Source organism: Actinomycetota bacterium, assembly GCA_030682655.1.
Lineage (GTDB): Bacteria > Actinomycetota > Coriobacteriia > Anaerosomatales > JAUXNU01 > JAUXNU01.
Map to the genome: position 1 here is coordinate 1 of JAUXNU010000127.1, position 18790 is coordinate 18790.

Annotated in this window: 18 protein-coding genes; all 18 read left to right on the top strand. The window is 62.1% G+C overall.

What is annotated here, in order from left to right; translation table 11 throughout:
• Positions 1-1656 (top strand): alanine--tRNA ligase-related protein (locus Q8K99_07610; protein ID MDP2182420.1); only part of this gene is annotated, 1656 nt, incomplete at its 5' end.
• Positions 1657-1667: 11 nt separating this feature from the next.
• Positions 1668-2108 carry a Holliday junction resolvase RuvX gene (gene ruvX / locus Q8K99_07615; protein MDP2182421.1) on the top strand — a complete coding sequence of 147 codons (441 nt, stop codon included), beginning with the start codon at positions 1668-1670 and terminating at the stop codon, positions 2106-2108.
• An 85-nt stretch (positions 2109-2193) separates the two neighbouring features.
• Positions 2194-3198, top strand: coding sequence for an endolytic transglycosylase MltG (gene mltG / locus Q8K99_07620; GenBank protein ID MDP2182422.1), 1005 nt, complete (start codon positions 2194-2196; stop codon positions 3196-3198).
• 2 nt (positions 3199-3200) lie between these two features.
• Entirely contained in the window at positions 3201-4139 is a 939-nt protein-coding gene (locus tag Q8K99_07625) for an ABC transporter ATP-binding protein (protein MDP2182423.1), read from the top strand.
• A gap of 1 nt (position 4140) precedes the next feature.
• Positions 4141-4872: a hypothetical protein gene (locus Q8K99_07630; GenBank protein MDP2182424.1), complete on the top strand. Its 732-nt coding sequence runs from the start codon at positions 4141-4143 to the stop codon at positions 4870-4872.
• A 1-nt stretch (position 4873) separates the two neighbouring features.
• Positions 4874-5551: a hypothetical protein gene (locus tag Q8K99_07635; GenBank protein MDP2182425.1), complete on the top strand. Its 678-nt coding sequence runs from the start codon at positions 4874-4876 to the stop codon at positions 5549-5551.
• Positions 5552-5565: 14 nt separating this feature from the next.
• Positions 5566-6060: a YqeG family HAD IIIA-type phosphatase gene (locus Q8K99_07640; GenBank protein ID MDP2182426.1), complete on the top strand. Its 495-nt coding sequence runs from the start codon at positions 5566-5568 to the stop codon at positions 6058-6060.
• A gap of 40 nt (positions 6061-6100) precedes the next feature.
• Entirely contained in the window at positions 6101-7003 is a 903-nt protein-coding gene (gene aroE, locus Q8K99_07645) for a shikimate dehydrogenase (protein ID MDP2182427.1), read from the top strand.
• Positions 7000-8676, top strand: coding sequence for an ATPase, T2SS/T4P/T4SS family (locus Q8K99_07650; protein ID MDP2182428.1), 1677 nt, complete (start codon positions 7000-7002; stop codon positions 8674-8676). The genes aroE and Q8K99_07650 overlap by 4 nt, the downstream gene beginning before the upstream one ends.
• Before the next feature lie 377 nt (positions 8677-9053).
• Complete coding sequence (locus Q8K99_07655) at positions 9054-9425, top strand: roadblock/LC7 domain-containing protein (protein ID MDP2182429.1); 372 nt, start codon at positions 9054-9056, stop codon at positions 9423-9425.
• Between the two features lie 45 nt (positions 9426-9470).
• Complete coding sequence (locus Q8K99_07660) at positions 9471-11459, top strand: DUF4388 domain-containing protein (GenBank protein ID MDP2182430.1); 1989 nt, start codon at positions 9471-9473, stop codon at positions 11457-11459.
• A gap of 14 nt (positions 11460-11473) precedes the next feature.
• On the top strand, positions 11474-12001 hold the full coding sequence (locus tag Q8K99_07665; protein MDP2182431.1) for an ATP/GTP-binding protein: 528 nt from the start codon (positions 11474-11476) through the stop codon (positions 11999-12001).
• Between the two features lie 2 nt (positions 12002-12003).
• Positions 12004-13002, top strand: a complete 999-nt coding sequence (locus Q8K99_07670) for a hypothetical protein (protein ID MDP2182432.1) — start codon at positions 12004-12006, stop codon at positions 13000-13002.
• Between the two features lie 121 nt (positions 13003-13123).
• The gene (locus Q8K99_07675) at positions 13124-14758 is read left to right on the top strand and encodes an ATPase, T2SS/T4P/T4SS family (protein MDP2182433.1); all 1635 of its coding nucleotides are present in this window, start codon (positions 13124-13126) and stop codon (positions 14756-14758) included.
• Positions 14759-14781: 23 nt separating this feature from the next.
• A complete protein-coding gene (locus Q8K99_07680; GenBank protein MDP2182434.1) occupies positions 14782-15852 on the top strand; it encodes a type IV pilus twitching motility protein PilT in 1071 nt (356 codons plus the stop codon).
• A 24-nt stretch (positions 15853-15876) separates the two neighbouring features.
• The gene (locus Q8K99_07685) at positions 15877-17088 is read left to right on the top strand and encodes a type II secretion system F family protein (protein ID MDP2182435.1); all 1212 of its coding nucleotides are present in this window, start codon (positions 15877-15879) and stop codon (positions 17086-17088) included.
• A 201-nt stretch (positions 17089-17289) separates the two neighbouring features.
• Complete coding sequence (locus Q8K99_07690; protein MDP2182436.1) at positions 17290-17670, top strand: prepilin-type N-terminal cleavage/methylation domain-containing protein; 381 nt, start codon at positions 17290-17292, stop codon at positions 17668-17670.
• Positions 17671-17828: 158 nt separating this feature from the next.
• Positions 17829-18653: a prepilin peptidase gene (locus tag Q8K99_07695; GenBank protein ID MDP2182437.1), complete on the top strand. Its 825-nt coding sequence runs from the start codon at positions 17829-17831 to the stop codon at positions 18651-18653.
• The last annotated feature ends 137 nt before the right edge of the window (positions 18654-18790 follow it).

Genomic DNA, 18790 nt, shown 5'->3' on the forward strand with positions numbered 1-18790 from the left:
AAGGTCGTCGAGCTCATGGGGGACGCGTATCCCGAGACCCTCGAGCACCACGACCTGATTCGGCGAATCGCGGATTCCGAGGAACATCGGTTCGGATCCACGCTTCGCCAGGGGCTGCAGTTCCTGGAGGAGGAGATGGGCTCATTGCGCGCAGCCGGCTCCACCGTACTGGATGGCTCCAAGGCGTTCGCGCTGCACGACACATACGGTTTTCCGGTCGAGCTCACCGCAGAGATCGTGGCCGAGAACGGCCTGTCCGTCGACATGGCTACGTTCGAGTCGGAGATGGGAGCTCAGCGTGAGCGCGCGCGGGCCGCGGTCAAAGACGAGTCGTGGGTCGGGTTCGGCGGAGCTTTCAACGATATCGCCGCATCCGGCGGACCGACCGACTTCGTGGGCTACGAGCACGATTCGGTCGACGCGAAGGTCGTGGCCATCGTCGTAGACGGTGCTGCGGTCGAGCAGGTCGATGCGGGCGCTCATGCCGAAGTCGTGCTCGACAGCACCACGTTCTACGGCGAACAGGGTGGTCAGGTCGGAGACACCGGCACGATCTCCTCGGCAGGTGGAGCGGTGTTCGGCGTCGAGGACACGAAGATCCCCGTCGCGGGCGTCTACGCGCACGTGGGCACGGTGCAAGCCGGAACCCTCGCCGTGGGCGACAGCGTGACCGCGTCCATCGACGTCATGCGGCGCGAGCGCATCAGGCGCAACCACACCGCGACCCACATCCTTCACTGGGCGTTGCGGTTCGTCCTCGGCGATCACGTGAAGCAGTCGGGTTCGCTTGTCGCGCCCGAGCGTCTCAGGTTCGACTTCACGCACTTCGAGGCGATGACCACTGACGAGATGTCGCGACTCGAGCGCATGGCCAACGCCAAGATCATGGAGAACCATCCGGTGCGCAACTTCGAGACTTCGCTCTCGACTGCTCGCGAGGCGGGGGTCACCGCACTCTTCGGCGAGAAGTACGGGGAGTTCGTGCGCGTGCTCGAGGTAGGCAACTTCTCGAAGGAACTGTGCGGCGGGACTCACGTGGCGCGCACGACCGAGATCGGCTTCGTGAAGATCGTCTCCGAGGGAAGCGTGGGATCGAACCTGCGCCGCATAGAGGCGGTCACCTCCTTTGACGCGCTGGAGCAGGTGAGACGCGAAGAGGCGGCGCTGTCTGAGGCTGCGTCAGCTCTCAAGGTCCAGCCGATCGAGGTGTCCGAGCGCGTAGTCACGCTCCTCCGGCGTGCCAAGGAACTTGAGGCCGCCGCCGAGCGGGGGGCATCGGCGCTGCCCGACGCTGAGGTCGAACGTCTGCTGGCTTCGGTGGCTGACGTGGGCTACCCGCTGCTCATTTCGCGCATGCCCGAGGCAAACGCCAAGGGGTTGCGGGCCGCTTCGGACATGTTGCGCTCGCGCATTGGAGGGGGAGCAGTCGTTCTGGCCACGGCGGACCCGGAGAGTGGGAGCCCGCTTCTGCTGGCCGCCGGCAGCGACGAGGCAGTGAAAGCCGGCTTCGACGCGGGCGCTGTGATCAAGGCGATAGCCCGGGCGATCAAGGGTGGCGGAGGCGGATCGCCGTCGATGGCACAGGCCGGGGGCAAGGACGCCGCCGGGATCGACGAGGCGTTGCGGATGGCCCGAGAGACCCTCGGCGTCTCGTAGAGCGGCCTTGCGTGAGAATACTTGGTCTCGACATCGGAGAGCGTAGAATCGGGGTCGCGGTATCGGATCCCGGTCTTAGAGTCGCGTCGCCGGTGAAGGTTCTAGACGCGCGCGCGATCGCCGGGTCCTCGGCGCTGCGGCAGATAGTCGAAGACTATGAGATCGATCAGGTCGTGGTGGGGCTGCCGCTCAGTCTCGATGGGACTGAGGGGCCGCAGGCACAGCATGTGCGTCAGGTTGTCGGGGAACTAGCCGATCTTCTGGGACTTCCCGTGCATTTCTACGACGAACGCTTCAGCAGCGTTGAGGCCGGTCGCGCCATGCAGGCGGCGGGGTTGTCGGAGAGGCAGAAGCGCGGTTCGGTCGACATGGTTGCGGCAGCGTTGCTGCTGCAGGGTTACCTGGATTCCCTTCGTAGCACTGGAGTAGATGAGACACGTGATACAGACTAGTGGGCCGGAGGCGGAGCGCCCTAGCGGGCGAGCGCGTCCCGCCGGTTCGAGACGTGCTCGCAGGTTCAGAGGCTGCCTCGGTACTGTGTTCGCCTCGGTGCTCGTCGTCGCACTCGCAGTCGGCGTGTGGGTCCTGTTCCTGCGTCCCGATTCGGACGTCGTGGCAGGCACGCCAGTGCAGATCGAGATACCGAGTGGCGCTTCAACGACGGAGATCGCCGAGCGGCTCTCCTTGGCAGGTGTTGTGATCAACGCCAATATGTTCCGGCTCCAGGCACGCCTATCGCAATCGGATGGCGACTTGAAAGCGGGGATCTACGACCTCGTCGCGGGACTGAGCTACGATCAGGCGATCGACGAGCTTACGCGCGGTCCCAAGGTCAAGTACGTGACCGTGACCATTCCCGAAGGTTTCGTCGTCGAGCAGATCGCCGAGCGTCTCGAGGCCGAGGCCGGGATTCCCGCAAGCGAGTTCCTTGCGCTTGCGAAGGGCGGGGCCGGAGAGTTCGTGTCCGGTCACTCATACCTCGAGTCGGCCTATGCCGGTTCTCTCGAAGGCTATCTGTTCCCCAAGACCTACCGCATCAAAGAGGGGAGCACGGCCCGTGATGTGATCGAGATGACGCTTCGCCAGTTCGACAAGGAGATCGCATCCATCGACATCGGGCCGGCTGAAAAGCGAGGCCTCACCATGAACGAACTCGTGACCATCGCTTCGATGATCGAGCGTGAAGCCCAGCTGGCCAAGGAGCGTCCCCTTGTCTCCTCGGTCATCTTCAACCGCCTCGAGAAGGGCATGCGGCTCGAGATCGACGCCACTATCGAGTATGTCTTGCCGGGGAACCGCTTCAGACTCGAGAACCGTCATCTCAAGATCGACAGCCCCTACAACACCTACATGTACAAGGGGATTCCGCCGGGCCCGATCGCCAATCCGGGTATAGAGTCGCTCAGGGCCGCGGTTGATCCGGCCGACACCGACTACATGTACTATGTGCTGACAGGAAAGGACGGTTCGCACACCTTCGCCACGAACTTCGACGAGTTTCTCAAGGCGAAGCAGCGTTCCAAGGAGGTGTTCGGAGAGTGACCATGGAGGGGTCCACGGATCTGGCCATCCGAATCATCCGTGCGCGCAAAGCGTACGGAGGGCGTGGCGCGAGACGCGATGCGGTCGATGACGTGTCAATCGATATCGCCCGTGGTACCGTTCATGGTCTTCTTGGCCCGAACGGTGCAGGCAAGACGACCGCCCTCAAGATGCTGCTCGGACTCGTTCACCCAAGCGGTGGCGAATTCGAGATCCTCGGCGAACCCGCCGGACCGGCAGCTCGTTCGCGGCTTGGCTTCCTTCCGGAGCAGCCGTACTTCGCCCCTCTGCTTACCGCCGGTCAGGTGATGCGTCTGTACGGAGGTCTCTCCGGTCTAGCGGGCAAGGTGACCGCCTCTCGGACAGCGGAACTGCTGCCCCAGGTCGGCCTCGAGGGCAGCGAACGGGTTCTCATCTCCCGGTTCTCTCGCGGGATGCTTCAACGCCTTGGCATCGCGCAGGCGCTTCTAGCCCGTCCCGATGTGGTCGTTCTCGACGAGCCGGCTTCCGGTCTTGATCCGGTCGGCCAGCGCGATGTTAGGAATCTCATTCTGTCGCTCAAGGAGCAGGGCACGACCGTGTTGCTGTCGTCACATCAGCTTTCCGAGGTCGAGGCGGTGTGCGACAGGGTGAGCATCCTCAACCGGGGAGTCGTGGCTGCGGAGGGTCGCATAGACGACCTCCTCAACGTCGCCGGGCAGACATCGATTCGTGCGCGAGGTGAAGGCGCCGACCTCCCCTCAGCCATCTCGGATCGAGTTTCCGATGTGGCAGTCTCGGGTGGCGTGTGGGTCTTCTCCGTCGCCGACGCGGATGTCCGGCTCGCGGTCGACGCTTTGGATGACGCGGGGTGGAGCATCGTATCCGTCTCTCCAAAACGCGACACGCTCGAGGGCTACTTCACACGCCTTCTCAGGCAATCTGCCGAGGAGGTGGCGTGACATGATCGCCAGGATCTGGGCCCTATGCACCTCGGTTCTGATGGACGCAGTGCGCCGAAAGGTGGTCTGGATCGTTGTGTTCTTCGGGGCGGTGATGGCGCTCGCGATTCCAGCGCTGCCAAGCTACGGGGTCGGCGTGGTTGAGGCCGTGTATCGCGAGGTGGCGCTGACTCTCACCTACATTGCCACGCTCGTGGTGACGCTCGCGCTTGCTGCGAACAGGATTCCTGCAGAAACGGAACGCCGGACGGTCTACAACGTACTCTCGCGCGACGTTCGCAGGTGGGAGTATGTGGTTGGCACGTGGGCAGGGGTATTCCTGACAGTCGGGGCGATTGTGCTCGCGTTCACGGTCATCATCATCGGCGTCGGGTGGGGGGTCTACGGCGTGCCGATGTGGGTGCTTGCGGAGGGAACCCTTGCGATCTGGTTGGAGGCGGGCGCAGTTGCGGCTTTCGCCGTTGCCGTGTCCGCACTCGCCGGACCGGTGATTGTCTCGGTGTCTGCGTTGACATTCCTCTTCATCGCGCACACTCGCGGCTACTTGTTGGCACCACAGGACGCGCTCTACGCCGTGTATCCGTCGCTGGATCCCTTCAACGTGATCAACCCGGTTGCCCACGGATCCGGGGTCAGCGGTACCTATGTCGGCTCGATGCTCCTTGTCTTCCTCGCGTGGGTGGGGATCCTTCTTCTCGTTGGAGTGACGGCGTTCGGGCGGAGGGACCTGTAGTATGTCTGTCCTTCGATCGAGGTGGCTGATCGCAGGAATCGCAGTCGCGCTCGTGGCGGTCCTTCTCGGTGGTCAGACTGCCACCGACCGACTCACCCCGACGCGCACCCCTGCAGGTCAGGAGCTTGGTCGTGCTGGTGTTGCCTACCTCTCTGGGCTGCGAATATTCGCCGCATACGTCCTCTGGAACAGAATCGAGCCGATCTTTCACGAGTACTACGAAGACGTGCCGCTTGCCGAACAAACGTACACTCTTCCGACGGTGGGCCTTGTGCTTGCGCTCGACCCGCAGTTCGAAGACGGCTACTACACCGTCGCATGGGTCCTCGCGCGCCGCGGTGACGTGGCCGGGGGTCTCGATCTAGCGAAGAAAGGCATCGAGAACAATCCCGAGTCAGGCTTCTTGCGCGCGAACTACGCGCAGATTCTGTGGCTCTACGGCAAGGATGTGCCGGAGGCTGTCCGGCAGGTTGATGAGGCTGTCAGGGTCGGGAAGTGGCGCAACGCCATTGACCAGCACGATAGCTACGCCGTGTTCGGTGCAATCTACCGAGCGGCGGGTCTGAAGGACAAGGACGCCTTCATCAAGCGCGAGATTCTGCGCCTCGACGTCGAGATCGGCCCGGCTCTCGACAGCACGGGCCACGACCATGACGGTGACGGCAAACCCGACCACTAGGAGACACCCTACGCATGGCGATTCTCGCACCCGACCTCTACTACTCGAGCGTGTTCGCGATCGACCTTGACGATCTTCGCCGACGAGATATCGATACGCTTCTCGTCGATCTAGACAACACGCTCCTGCCTCGCGACACGAATGTGATCACGGCCGAGCATCATGAGTGGGCTCGTCGACTTTCAGACGGGGGCTTCTCGGTGTGTCTCGTGTCCAACAACTGGCATGAACGCGTGCGTGCAGTCGCGTCTGAGATGGGCTTCGAACTCGTCTCCAAGGCCGTCAAGCCGTTGCCTTTTGCGTTCTTGCGGGCGCTCAGACTGGTGGGTGCGCACAGGTCTCGCGCAGCTGTGATAGGGGACCAGCTCTTCACCGACGTTCTCGGCGGCAAGTTCCTTGGCATGACGACCGTTCTTGTGCAGCCGCTCTCCTCGTCGGACCTACCACATACGCTGGTTTTGCGTCGGATCGAGCGGCTCGTGCTGGCGGGGCGTCGTCCCCTCACGTAGACTTGGACTACACCCTGGCGATCGACCGAGCGGAGTGTATGTGAGCTCGCGAATCAACGGCCGGACGCGCTTGGCCGGCGTAATCGGCTGGCCGCTCGACCACACGCTGTCTCCCGCTATGCACAATGCGGTGTACGAGGTTCTCGGTCTCGACTGGGCCTACATCCCACTGTCCGTACGTGACGAGAACGATCTGATGCGGGTGCTCGGCGCCGTGCGGGCGTTGCCGTTCGTTGGGTTCAACATCACGATGCCATTCAAGCAGGCGATGCTGTCCTTGTGCGACGAGGTGGCGATGCTCGCCAAGATGGCCGGGGCTGTCAACTCGGTGCATGTGGTGGACGGTCGCTTCATCGGCTACAACACAGACGGTCGCGGGCTGCTCGAGTCACTTGAGAGCGACGCGGGCTTCCAGCCGGAGGGCCGTGATGTGGTCATCCTTGGAGCAGGAGGTGCGGCGGGGGCCGCATTCTTGTCTCTGATGCTCGGCAAGGCCAAGACGATCACCGTCCTCAACCGCAATGTCGAGCGTGCCGAGGAGCTTGTCGACCGCATGAGCGGGCACATGCGAAACACCGAGGCGCGCACCGGAGCGTTGGGTCCCGGAGCCGAGGAGACCGTGCGCTCGGCAGACCTGGTGGTCAATGCGACTCCGATGGGCATGAACACCGACGACCCAAGTCCACTGCCGATCGAATGGCTCGGTACGGGACAGGTGGTCATGGACATGGTGTATGGCCGGGGCAGTACCGCACTCCTCGACGGCGCACGTTCGAGGGGGGCGACAACGCTCGATGGGCTCGGCATGCTCGTGGCACAGGGGGCGATCGCGGTGGATATCTGGAGCGATTCCGCGCAAACTCGCACGCCACGGGATGTCATGAGGTCGGCGGCCGAAAAGGTGCTGGCCGAACGGCTTGCGGAATCGGGTGACATCGCGTGAGCGCCGCGAGCGGCAAGAGACTGGGGAAGATCCTGGTTCAGTCCGGCCTGATTACACAGGAACAGCTCGACGAAGCCCTAGTGCAGGAGGAGGGGCGGTCTCTGCCCGCCACGCTTGCGAGTCTCGGCTTTGCCGAGGAGGTCAAGATCGCGCAGACCGTCGCGGACCAGATGGGCATCGTATACGTCGACCTGGGCGCATACGACATCGATGCCAATGCGGCGACGAACATCTCGACGGAACTCATGCGCCGCTATACGGTACTGCCGATCAAGATCCAGGACGATGAGCTTGTCGTCGCGATGACCGATCCAGCCAATATCTTCGCGATTGACGACCTGCGAATCGTCACAGGCTACGACATCCGTCCCGTTGTTTCGTGCGATAGCGATTTGTCTGCCGCAATAGACAAGTTCGCGGCTGCATCGACGAACGTCCAGGATATGATGGGCGATCTCGAGGACTCGGTCTTCACCGGGGAAGAGGAAGAGGACGACGGCGGTTTCGAGGAAACGGAGGCCCCCGTCGCCAAGATGATGAATCTCATCATCACGGAGGCGATTCGCCAAGGAGCCGGTGACATCTACATCGAGCCCGGAGAGACCGAGATGCGGGTGCGATACCGCATCGACGGTGTGTGTCAGGAAGTATTCAAGAGTCCCAAGAAGATGCACAGGCAACTCATCAGCCGTCTGAAGATCAGCGCAAACATGGACATCGCTGAGCGGCGCGTTCCTCAAGACGGGCGCTTCGGCGTTGTGCTTGACGGCAAGTCCGTGGACTTCCGCGTGGCGGTCCTTCCGCTCGTTCACGGCGAACTCGCGGTCATGCGCTTGCTGCGCAAGGACTCGATCATGATGTCTCTTGAGGACCTCGGGTTTCTCGAGCAGCCCCTTGAGCGGCTAATGGAGGCTCTCTCCTTGCCCTACGGAGCCATCCTGGTCACGGGTCCGACGGGTTCCGGCAAGTCCACGACACTGTATGCCGCCATCAACCGCACCAACGATGTGGGTACGAACCTCATCACGGTCGAGGATCCGGTCGAGTATCGGCTGGCGGGCCTGTCCCAGGTGCAGGTACACGAGAAGGCGGGACTGACATTCGCCACCGCGCTGCGGTCGATTCTTCGGCAGGACCCCGATACGGTCATGATCGGGGAGATTCGCGACAAGGAGACTGGAACCATCGCCGTTGAAGCAGCGCTCACGGGACACCTCGTGCTCTCAACGCTTCATACGAATGATGCGCCGTCGGCGATGACGCGACTGACCGAGATGGGCATCGAGCCATTCTTGACGGCTTCGGCCATCACCTGCGTTCTGGCCCAGCGACTCGGTCGGCGCCTTTGCCCGGAGTGCAAGGAGGAGTACACCCCCAGCGAGGAAGCGCTTCAGCGCGTCGAATTCCCCTATGAACCGGGTCATCCTCCGAAGCTGTTCCGGGCGAGAGGGTGCAAGAAATGCAACAACATCGGCTACCGGGGACGCATGGGTATCCACGAGGTTCTGAGGATGTCTGAGACACTCGAGCGGATGTGCGTTGAGAACGCGACCGCAGATGACATCAAGAGGCAGGCGATCGCTGAGGGGATGCTCACGCTCAAGGACGACGGGTTCGCCAAGGTGAAGTCAGGCCTGACCTCCATCGAGGAGATAATGCGGGTGGTTGCCTAGAGCGACGTATGCCCTGGTACAGACCACATTAGCTGGTTGTGCCCGCCCCCCCTTCGTGAGAGACTTAGGGGCACTCGTCTGCGGGCGGGCTTGTTCGCGCACGTTCTCCGAACGGGTGCGCCAACGAGGACTGGGAGGTGTCCTGAAGCATGGCGGACAACGGCATCGGCGACTATTTCATCAGCGATGTGGACGATGAGCTGCTCGATGAGGACGACGAGCTGATATCGGTACCCGTCGTCGTCCCCGCAACGCTACAGCCCGACCAGGTGCAGGCTGCCGTTCCGGCACCGACTACCGCTGCACCAGCGACTCCTCCGGTGGCACCGGGGCAGCCCGTTGTCCAGCCTGCGGAACGGCCGCAGGCTACCGCGCGTGTGGCAACACGTGAGGAGCGCCTTGCGACGGCCCTTGATGACCTGATGTCGAGTTCGGCGGATATTCAGGCTGCTGCCCTCGTGAGCATGGACGGTTTCACGATGGCTTCTGCCCTGCCCGAGGGCATGCAGGAAGACCGCGTGGGTGCCATGTCTGCAGCGATTCTCGGTCTCGGTGAACGTGCTGCGGCGGAACTCGGCCGTGGCCACCTCACCCAGGTCTTCATCGAGGGAGATGATGGGTACGTGGTGCTCATTGCTGCCGGTTCGCGGGCGGTACTCACGACGCTGGCCCGTTCAGAATCCAAGCTCGGACTCGTTCTGTACGACATGAAGTCGACCGCGGACGCTATGACCGAGATCCTCGGCTAGTAGTCTGGCACTTGGCACGAAGAGGGAAGGGTACGAATAGAGCCGATGGCACTTCGCGGCAACCTCAAGGATTTCAGCCTACCTGATGTCTTCCAGCTGGTGACGTTCAGCAAGAAGACCGGTGTGCTACGCATACGCCGAGTTGACGCCGCCGCGGGGAGCGTTTGGTTCCGCGACGGCGACGTCTTCTTCGCTCAGTCGAACTGGCACGGCGAGCCCCTTGGCGAGCGTCTGGTCCACGCGAACAAGATCACTCCGAGCGCCCTATCACGCGCTCTTGAGACCCGCAGGGCGGAAGGGGAGGGCGGGCGTCGCCTGGGGCAGATTCTCGTCGACGAGGACTACATCAGCGACAAGATCCTGGAGGCGTTCGTTCAGGAGCAGATACAGGACACTATTTTCGATCTCATGCGTTGGGACGAGGGCGAGTTCGATTTCGAACTGCTTCCCGATGTCGTTGACGAGGACATCGGGCTGTCTGTCTCGATCGAGAATGTCATCATGGAGGGCAGTCGGCGTCTTGAGGAATGGACGCGGATCAAGAAGAAGATCCCGTCGATGGATATCGTGTTCAAGATGGCCACGGCTCCCGGCGAGGGCACCTTTGAGATCTCGCTGAAGCCGATCGAGTGGAATCTACTTCTGCTTGTGGACGGGACACTCTCGGTTTCGGGGCTGGCCACCGAGACTCGTCGCACCGACTTCGAGGTCGCGCGCATCATGTACGGGCTCTTCTCCGCAGGTCTGCTCGAGGTTGCGACCGACGAAGAGGTCGAGCGCCTTCGGGCTGAACGTGTCGAGCGGGATGCGGTCGTCGCCGAGATACGGGCCCAGCAGAAGATGGCCGAGGAGACAGCCCTCCGCGAGGCCAGAGAACGCGAAGCGACGCTTGCGGCCATCTCGGAAACCGGGGCCTCAGCGATTGAGGCGGAGGCGGCGGACTCAGCGATGACTGCCGATGATGCCCTGACGGCGCTCCCTTCCGAGGTCCACGGCGAACCGGAAGTCCCCGAATTCCTGTCGGGAGACGCAGCCGACGCCAGCGTCGAAGACATGACCGTCTTCGAAGAGATGATGGGCGCTGTTCTGGACGTGCCGGAAGCTCCAGTCGTCGAACCGGAGCCCGAGCCCGAGCCCGAGCCCGAGCCCGAGCCCGAGCCCGAGCCCGAACCCGAGCCCGAGGTCAGTTTCGAGTTCGCGACTGCGCCAGAAACCGACTCCGAGCTGTCGACAAGCGGGGTGGACTTCGCGATTGCCCTCGAGCCTGAGTTTGCGGAGGTGGAGTCCGAACCTGAGTTGGCCGAGGTTCCGGAGACCATCACGGACGAAGAGGTCGCTGAGTCCGGCCCGGTCCTCACGGGAGACCTGGAGACCGACCTCATGGCCCTCGGGCTGGGCGAGTTGCCGACGGAGGATCTGCTGTCCCCGATAGGCGACTACGAGCCCTCTGAGGAGGCTGAACCTTCTGTTCAAGCCGGAGAGCTCCGGACGGAGCCGTTGGTGCTCGACGGAACAGAGAGCGCCGCGGATGCGGATGAAGTGGAGCAAGTCCGGGAGCCCGTCGACGATCTCGTCGATCTTCTCGAAGCGGTGGAGCGGGAGTCGGAGCCCGAGTTCGAGTCCTATGTAGAGATAGTGCCTGAGATCGTGCCTGAGATCGAGTCCGAGGACGAGGATTACCCGGAAGAGATAGCGGAGACCCCTGACCTCGCGGATCTCTTGGAGTCGCTGGAGTCGGATGAAGTGCTCGAAGTCGTGGAAACTGACTTCAGTGATGAGGAATCGACAAGTACGCAGCCGGGGGTGATCTCCACTGACGCCTACCTGGCTGACATTGCAGCGGAGGAGCTCGGAGTTGGGTTGTCGAGCGGCATGGGCGACGAACTGAGTGCGCTCACCGGCGCCGGGGGGCGCACTCGTCCCAGCGCCAGTGTCAACAGAATCCCCGAGCCGGGCAGACTAGAGATTCACCGTGATCAAGCTGTGGACAAGGAACTTGTGCTCAAGATCATCGAGGGTATCGAGAAGCTGTAGAAAAAGGGAAGCGGATGCAGTCAGTCAAAGTCGTGGTGACCGGCCCGTTCAATGCGGGGAAGACCACGTTCATCAAGGCAGTGAGCGAGATCACGGTGCTCTCGACGGAGCGCCAGGTAAGTGACACATCCGGAGAGGGCGGTGGCGAGACTACTGTCGCCATGGACTTCGGCCGTATCACCATCTCTGATGACGTCGTGCTCTATCTCTTCGGCACGCCGGGGCAGGAGAGATTCTCCTTCATGTGGGAGACTCTCTCCGAAGGCATGCTGGGATTCGTGCTTCTCGTTGACGCGCTTGAGTTGGAATCGATTCAGGACGCCAGGGCGATGATCGCGTTCTTCAGGGAGATGTCCGACGTTCCGTTCGTCGTTGCCGCGAACAAGATCACCGCAGAAGAGGCGGAGCGCCTGGAACGCCTTCGCGGCGAACTTGCTCTCGAAGAAGCGGTCCCGCTGCTTCCGATGGACGCACGCGAGAAGGATTCCGTGAAGGCGGTGCTCCTGGGACTGCTGTACAGGATCGTCGAAAGCATGGGATAGGGATGGATGTCCGGCTTGCCATCCTAGCCGCGACGTTCGTTCTGGTTCTGTTTGCTCTCGTCTATCTTGCGCGCTCCGTTTCCCGCTTGAAGCAGACGGAACCGAATTCCTTGGCTGACTTCGAGCCTTCGAGCTGGCCGATGTTGAAGCCGGCGCCTCCCGAGATCGTCGAAGCCGCGCGGTCCGATGCGTTTGCCGAACCCACGGGCGGAATGGTCGCCGTTCTCAACCAGCCGCTCCGTACCGGGGCATGGAAGCCCGTCGAAGAAGGGGTCGTCGGCGGTCATGGACTCCGTCCCTCTGCCGACTACTGGGACGCCCTCATCGAGGAGCAATCCGTGCTTGTGTCGCGTCGCACGGTTGTGCCTGCGAAGGTGCGGACCCCGCAGGTGACTGCGGTCGCGCCGGCTGACGAGCCCGTTGACTGGCTTGACACACTGATTGACGAGTTGGACGCGGGCAAGCCCGCACCCGCACCAGAGCTGCCGCAGCCGGAGCCCGTCGTCCCGAAGCCCGCACCGACGCCGGAGCCGCCGCGGCCGGAGCCCGTCGTCCCGACGCCGGTACCCGCTCCCGCGGAACCGCGTCCGCAGACGGTCGTTCGCACGGTCGAGCCGGTTCGCCAGCCAGTCTCGGTCGCACCACCGATCCCCGTCCCCCCATTGATCGAGCGCCCAAGGGCGACAGTCTCCGTCATTGCGACACCCGCTTCGGACCGAACAGAGATTGCCTCCAATGGTTCCACGCTTCCGTCTCCCAATGAGGCGATTTCGGTGCACCCGATCCCGCCGTCCCTCCCGGCATCAGCCCCCTCTCACGGGCCGTCCGGCGACGAAATCCCAGACATCGTGCTCGTCGCGCCTGTGGAGATGTGGTTTGGCGAGTCACGCGTGGGTGTTAAGCAGGGTTCACGCACCTACGAACTCTTACAGAAGTACGCTCGAGCCCTGCTGGACGACCTGAAGAGATCGAAGGCGGATTCTCGGAGCGGACAAGGATAGGCCGCCCGAGGTTTGTGTCGTAGGATGGAAGCAAGCGGGGGACGCATCGGACGAGGCTCAATAGTGCGGACGAAGAGGATAATCTGTGGCGGAGGCTGGACAGAGACTCGGCCAGCTGCTCATGCGTGCCGGGATAATAACTGAGCGTCAACTCACAGACGCGCTTGAAGTCCACAACGCGACGGGAAGCCCCCTCGGTCGCGTGCTCGTTGACCTCGGCTACGCGACGCAGGGCGCCATCCTTTCTGTCATGGCCGCGCAGATCGGCATTGAGTACGTCAACTTTGCCGAGCGAAAACCGGATCCAAACGCAGTGGCGGTCGTCCCAAAGGAACTGGCCGAGCGCTACGTACTCATGCCGGTCGAACTCGATGATTCTGAGCTGTTCGTGGCGATGGCGGACCCACAGAACGTCCTTGCGCTCGATGATCTGCGCATCATCACGGGATTCGAGATCCGTCCGGCCATTTCCACCAAGGACGACATCCTCTCGGCTATCCAGGAGTACTACAAGGTCGCGGAGCATCGGGAGCCCGACGAATTCATTGGCTCGCAGGATCTGGATGAATCCGAACTCGATCAGCTCACCGGCGTCACCTCGGATGCTCCGATCGTCAAGCTCGTCAACTACATCATCCAGAAGGCGGTCACAGACAGAGCCTCCGACATACACATCGAGCCGCAAGAAACGGACTTGCGTGTCAGGTTCCGGGTCGACGGCGTGCTTCACGAGGTCATGCGGAGCCCCAAGTCCGTGCAGGCATCGATTATCAGCAGATTCAAGATCATGGCGGACATGGATATCGCCGAATCGCGCAAGCCGCAGGACGGACACTGCGCGGTGACTGTCGGCGGACATGGGCTGGACTTCCGCGTCTCGACGTTGCCGACTGTGTACGGCGAGCGTGTCGTGCTCCGCATCCTGCGCAAAGACTCGATTCTCCTTCGGCTTTCCGATCTCGGGTTCTTGCCCTCATCGCTCGAGCGGTTCGAGGGCTCGTTCCGCAAGCCGTACGGAGCGATTCTTGTTACCGGGCCGACCGGCTCCGGCAAGTCGACCTCGCTCTATGCGGCTATCAATGTGCTGAACGATCCCGACAAACACATCCTCACAGCAGAGGATCCCGTCGAGTATCGTCTGGCCGGCGTCAACCAGTGTCAGACCAATGCTCGCGCCGGGCTGACCTTCGCACGCGCGCTTCGCTCGTTCCTGCGCTGTTCTCCTGACGTCATTCTCGTCGGTGAGATTCGCGACCAGGAGACCGCGAAGATCGCAATCGAGTCTGCGCTCACCGGCCACCTCGTGTTGTCGACTCTGCACACGAACGACGCGGCGGGGGCGGTCACCCGACTCATCGAGATGGGCGTCGAGCCGTTCCTGGTTTCTTCGGCGGTCGATTGCATACTCGCGCAACGCCTTGCTCGGCGCCTCTGTCCAGACTGCAAATCGGAGTACACGCCGAAGCCCCAGGTCCTTGTCGATGCCGGATTCCGGGAGGACAACCTGCCCGAGGTCATCTACAAGGGGGTCGGCTGCAGGAAATGCGGTCAGACGGGCTATCGCGGACGTTTCGGAGTGCACGAGGTGCTCCTCCTTTCCGAGGAGATCGGCCGACTGACCGTCGAGGAGGCCACCGCGGACGAGATCAAGCGTGTCGCCATCGCCGAGGGAATGCTCACCCTTCGGGAGGATGGGTTGGAGAAGGTCCGGATGGGGATAACGTCGATCGAGGAGATCGTACGGGTCATAGTCTAGTTCTCGCGAGCCAAGGGGGCGTTATGCGAGATGTGAACGAATTGCTGCGTGTCGTGATGGAGAGGGGTGGGTCGGACCTCCATATCACCGTGGGCGTCCCGCCAATGATCCGGCTCAACGGCAGGCTTATGCCGATAGAAGGCGAGCCGTGCCTGACGCCCGACATGACGCGTGAGGCCGTGTTCTCGATCATGAGCCAGGATCGGCGAGCGGCGCTCGAGCAGAATCTCGAACACGACTTCGCATACTCCATTCCAGGTGAGGCGCGCTTCCGAGTCAACGCGTACTTCCAGCGCGGGAGTCTCGGGGCGGCGTTCCGTCTCATCCCTGTGGAGATTCGCACGATCGCAGACCTTGGTCTTCCTGCCGTTCTCGAAGACCTGGCGATGAAGCCTCGTGGTTTCGTGCTGGTCACAGGACCTACAGGCTGCGGGAAGTCCACGACACTGGCGGCGATGATTGACCATATCAACCACAACAGGGAACAACACATCATTACCATCGAGGATCCGATAGAGTACCTTCACGTGCACGACCGTTCCGTGATCAATCAGCGTGAGGTCGGTTCAGACACGCAGTCGTTCGCCCGCGCGCTCAAGCACATTCTCCGCCAGGATCCCGACGTGATCCTCATCGGCGAGATGCGCGATCTCGAGACAGTCTCTGCGGCATTGACCGCTGCCGAGACCGGGCATCTGGTGTTTGCAACCCTGCATACGCAGGATGCAGTGCAGACGGTCGATCGAATCATCGACGTATTCCCGCCTCACCAGCAGCAGCAGGTCCGCGTCCAGCTGTCGGGTGTGCTGCAGGGGGTCGTAAGTCAGCAGCTCTTGCCGACCATCGACGGGCGGGGGAGGGTCGTCGCGTGCGAGGTGCTCATTCCTACACCCGCAGTGAGGAACCTCATTCGCGAGGCGAAGACCCATATGATCCAGACGGCGATGCAGACGGGTACTTCGCACGGAATGGTAACGATGGACCATGCACTGGCCGATATGTACAGACGAGGTATGATTACGCTCGAGACCGCGATGCAGCGCGCCGTGGATCAGAACGATCTCAAGTCGCTGCTCTCGCAGACGGGCGGATAGCGAAGAAAGGGAGAGGCCACAGGGATGCCGACCTTCAACTACTCGGTCCGTGACAAAGCCGGTAAGATAGTCAAGGGAACTCTGGACGGCGACAATAGCGAGGCTGTCGGCGCGAAACTGCGTCAGATGGGCTACATCATCCTTGAGCTGGACCAGCAGGGCGGAATCGCCGCGCTGAACCAGATCACCTTTGGAACCGGCGTCAACCCCAAGGACGTCTCGATCTTCTCGCGCCAGTTTGCGACGATGATCAATGCGGGCCTCTCGCTCACGAAGTGCCTCTCGATCCTCGCGCAGCAGACGGAGAGCAAAGGTCTGGCCGTCGTCATCAACCAGGTGGCCAAGGACGTAGAAGCCGGGCAGTCACTCTCTGACTCGCTGGCCAAACACCCAAAGGTGTTCCCGCCGATCTTCATCAATATGGTGCGCGCGGGCGAGACCGGCGGTGTTCTCGACGAAGTGCTCATGCGGCTTGCCGACCACTTCGAGAACGAGCTGGCGTTGAAGGCCAAGATAAAGTCCGCGATGACCTATCCGATTGCGATGGGTGCTCTCGTGCTGATAATCCTCGTGGCGATGATGATCTTCGTCGTGCCGACGTTCGAGAAGATGTTCGCGGACATGGGAGGGGAGCTGCCCGCGATCACCCAGTTGCTCGTGAACATCTCGAACTACGTTGCCGGGTGGGGTGGGGTCATCACCGCTGTGGTTGCAGTAGCGGTCAACTTCCTGTTCAAGTTCTGGAAGGGCACGAACAGTGGGAAGCTGATCTGGGACAAGACCCGCTTGAGTGCCCCAGTGTTCGGCACGCTGGTGCGGAAGATCGCTCTCGCGCGCTTCACGCGGACATTCGGCACGCTCGTTTCCGCCGGCGTGCCGATTCTCTCGGCGCTCGACATCGTTGCTGATACCGCAGGCAATGAAGTCGTCGCTCTCGCCGTGAAGAGAGCCCGCTCCGCGATCAAGGAAGGCGAGACTATAGCCAAGCCTCTTTCGGAGTCGAGCGTCTTTCCGTCCATGCTCGTACAGATGATCGCGGTCGGCGAGGAGACCGGTGCTTTGGACGCCATGCTCAACAAGATCGCGGACTTCTATGACGAGGAGGTGGCAACAGCCGTCGACGGTCTCACGTCCCTCATCGAGCCCCTGATGATGGCGACCCTCGGGCTCGTTGTCGGTGGCATGGTCGTCGCGCTCTACATGCCGATGTTCACTGTCATCACTCTCGTGGAGTAGGCATCGGTTCACGATGGTCTGTGCCGCAGCGTCAGCGATCATGCACCGTGACAGGGCTCACAACAGATGCCGTTCATCTGCGAAAGAAGGTGAATACGCTAAAGCCCAGCTGAACGAGGTCGATAACCCCAATTGAAGAATGTTGGGCGGCGAAAGGCCGCCAAGTCGATTCCCCGGGAGGGGAGAAGGAGGTGCGAAGCCATGAGGAAGTTCCGTAAGGACGAGGGCTTCACCTTGGTCGAACTGATGGTGGTTGTGCTTATTATCGGTATCCTTGTTGCAATCGCGATTCCCGTGTTCAACGTTGCTCGTGCCCGGGCGCAGGAGCGCGCGTGTTTCGCGAACCAGCGCACGCTTGAAGGCGCAGCTCAGACGTTCGTTGCTGACGATGTTCTCAACAGCCTTGCGAATCTCGAGGCCGCCGCCTGGAAGACCGCGGCGAGCGCCAGCGCCGGGGCCCCGCCGTTCATTGGCAGGAATGGATTCGTCGCAGCAGAGCCTGTATGCCCGACCCTCGGCGGTAGCTACACGTTGACTAATGGCGAGGCGGCTTGCGCGGACGCTTCGCACCTTCACTACTAGGAGTTTCGGCTAGCCTGGTTCTTCAGGTCTAGGAATGAGGCCGGCGGGTTCGCCCCGCCGGTCTCTTCGCGTTCCGATGCTGCCGCTCGACCTCGACACCTCTTCAGCGAACCGCTAGGCTCATTCGTCGTAAAGCCTCTCCAGCCAGGGAAGCGCACATGAACGCAGCCTACTTCACAGCACTCGCGCTCTTCGGCCTTGCATTCGGCAGCTTCGCCAACGTCGTCATCTGGCGTTTTCCCCGTGGCGAATCGCTGTCCGTTCCCGGTTCACATTGCCCTGCGTGCGGCCATCCCGTGCGCTGGTACGACAACATCCCCCTGGTGTCGTGGGGCGTTCTCAGGGCTCGTTGCCGGGACTGTGGATTCCGCATCTCCTTCCGATATCCGCTCGTGGAGCTCACGTCGGCAGTTCTCTGGGTGCTCGCCGCAGTGCGGTTCGGATTCACCCTCAGGACGGTTGCGTGCGTTGTCCTGTTCTACTTCCTGCTTCTGCTCACGTTCATCGACATCGACACGATGCGTCTGCCGAACCTGCTGGTGGGGGCGCTCGCCATCACGGGAGTGGTGTTCGTGGCGGCCTCAGCCGTGTCGCACACCGCGATCGCCCCGCTGCTCGGGACGAGTTCCGGTTCCTCGGCACGACCGATTGTCGTGGCTTTGATCGGCGTGGCGCTCGGGGCAGGGCCGAGTCTGGGCATCGCGCTTGTCTACGAGGTCGTTCGAAAGCGCCAGGGTTTCGGCATGGGCGACGTGAAGCTCCTGGCCACGCTGGGTATCTACCTAGGGCCATACGCGTTGATGACTCTGGTCATAGGCTCGTTCATCGGTGCAGTGTGGGGTGTAGGCGCCAGCGTAGGGAGCGGTGAGGGTGCATCGACCAAGATACCTTTCGGTCCGTTCTTGGCGGCTGGCGCAGTACTGACGGTTATGTTCGGACCCTCGATGTGGGTTTGGTACATCTCGATAGCTGGACTAGCATGATGCACGGGAATGAGTTCGGGACTATGGTCGAGTGAGCCTCGTGCCCGCGCGACTCGTGAGCATCAAGTCATGCGCCACGGGTGCCGATAATGCATGTGGATACGTGTGCCGGTTGGCGCACGCCAGAGCAGCATATA

Coding starts and splice junctions, on each gene's coding strand:
- Q8K99_07625 (MDP2182423.1), top strand. CDS start 3,201: ATGGAGGGGTCCACGGATCTGGCCATCCGAATCATCCGTGCGCGCAAA.
- Q8K99_07630 (MDP2182424.1), top strand. CDS start 4,141: ATGATCGCCAGGATCTGGGCCCTATGCACCTCGGTTCTGATGGACGCA.
- Q8K99_07635 (MDP2182425.1), top strand. CDS start 4,874: ATGTCTGTCCTTCGATCGAGGTGGCTGATCGCAGGAATCGCAGTCGCG.
- Q8K99_07640 (MDP2182426.1), top strand. CDS start 5,566: ATGGCGATTCTCGCACCCGACCTCTACTACTCGAGCGTGTTCGCGATC.
- Q8K99_07660 (MDP2182430.1), top strand. CDS start 9,471: ATGGCACTTCGCGGCAACCTCAAGGATTTCAGCCTACCTGATGTCTTC.
- Q8K99_07665 (MDP2182431.1), top strand. CDS start 11,474: ATGCAGTCAGTCAAAGTCGTGGTGACCGGCCCGTTCAATGCGGGGAAG.
- Q8K99_07670 (MDP2182432.1), top strand. CDS start 12,004: ATGGATGTCCGGCTTGCCATCCTAGCCGCGACGTTCGTTCTGGTTCTG.
- Q8K99_07675 (MDP2182433.1), top strand. CDS start 13,124: ATGCGTGCCGGGATAATAACTGAGCGTCAACTCACAGACGCGCTTGAA.
- Q8K99_07680 (MDP2182434.1), top strand. CDS start 14,782: ATGCGAGATGTGAACGAATTGCTGCGTGTCGTGATGGAGAGGGGTGGG.
- Q8K99_07685 (MDP2182435.1), top strand. CDS start 15,877: ATGCCGACCTTCAACTACTCGGTCCGTGACAAAGCCGGTAAGATAGTC.
- Q8K99_07690 (MDP2182436.1), top strand. CDS start 17,290: ATGAGGAAGTTCCGTAAGGACGAGGGCTTCACCTTGGTCGAACTGATG.
- Q8K99_07695 (MDP2182437.1), top strand. CDS start 17,829: ATGAACGCAGCCTACTTCACAGCACTCGCGCTCTTCGGCCTTGCATTC.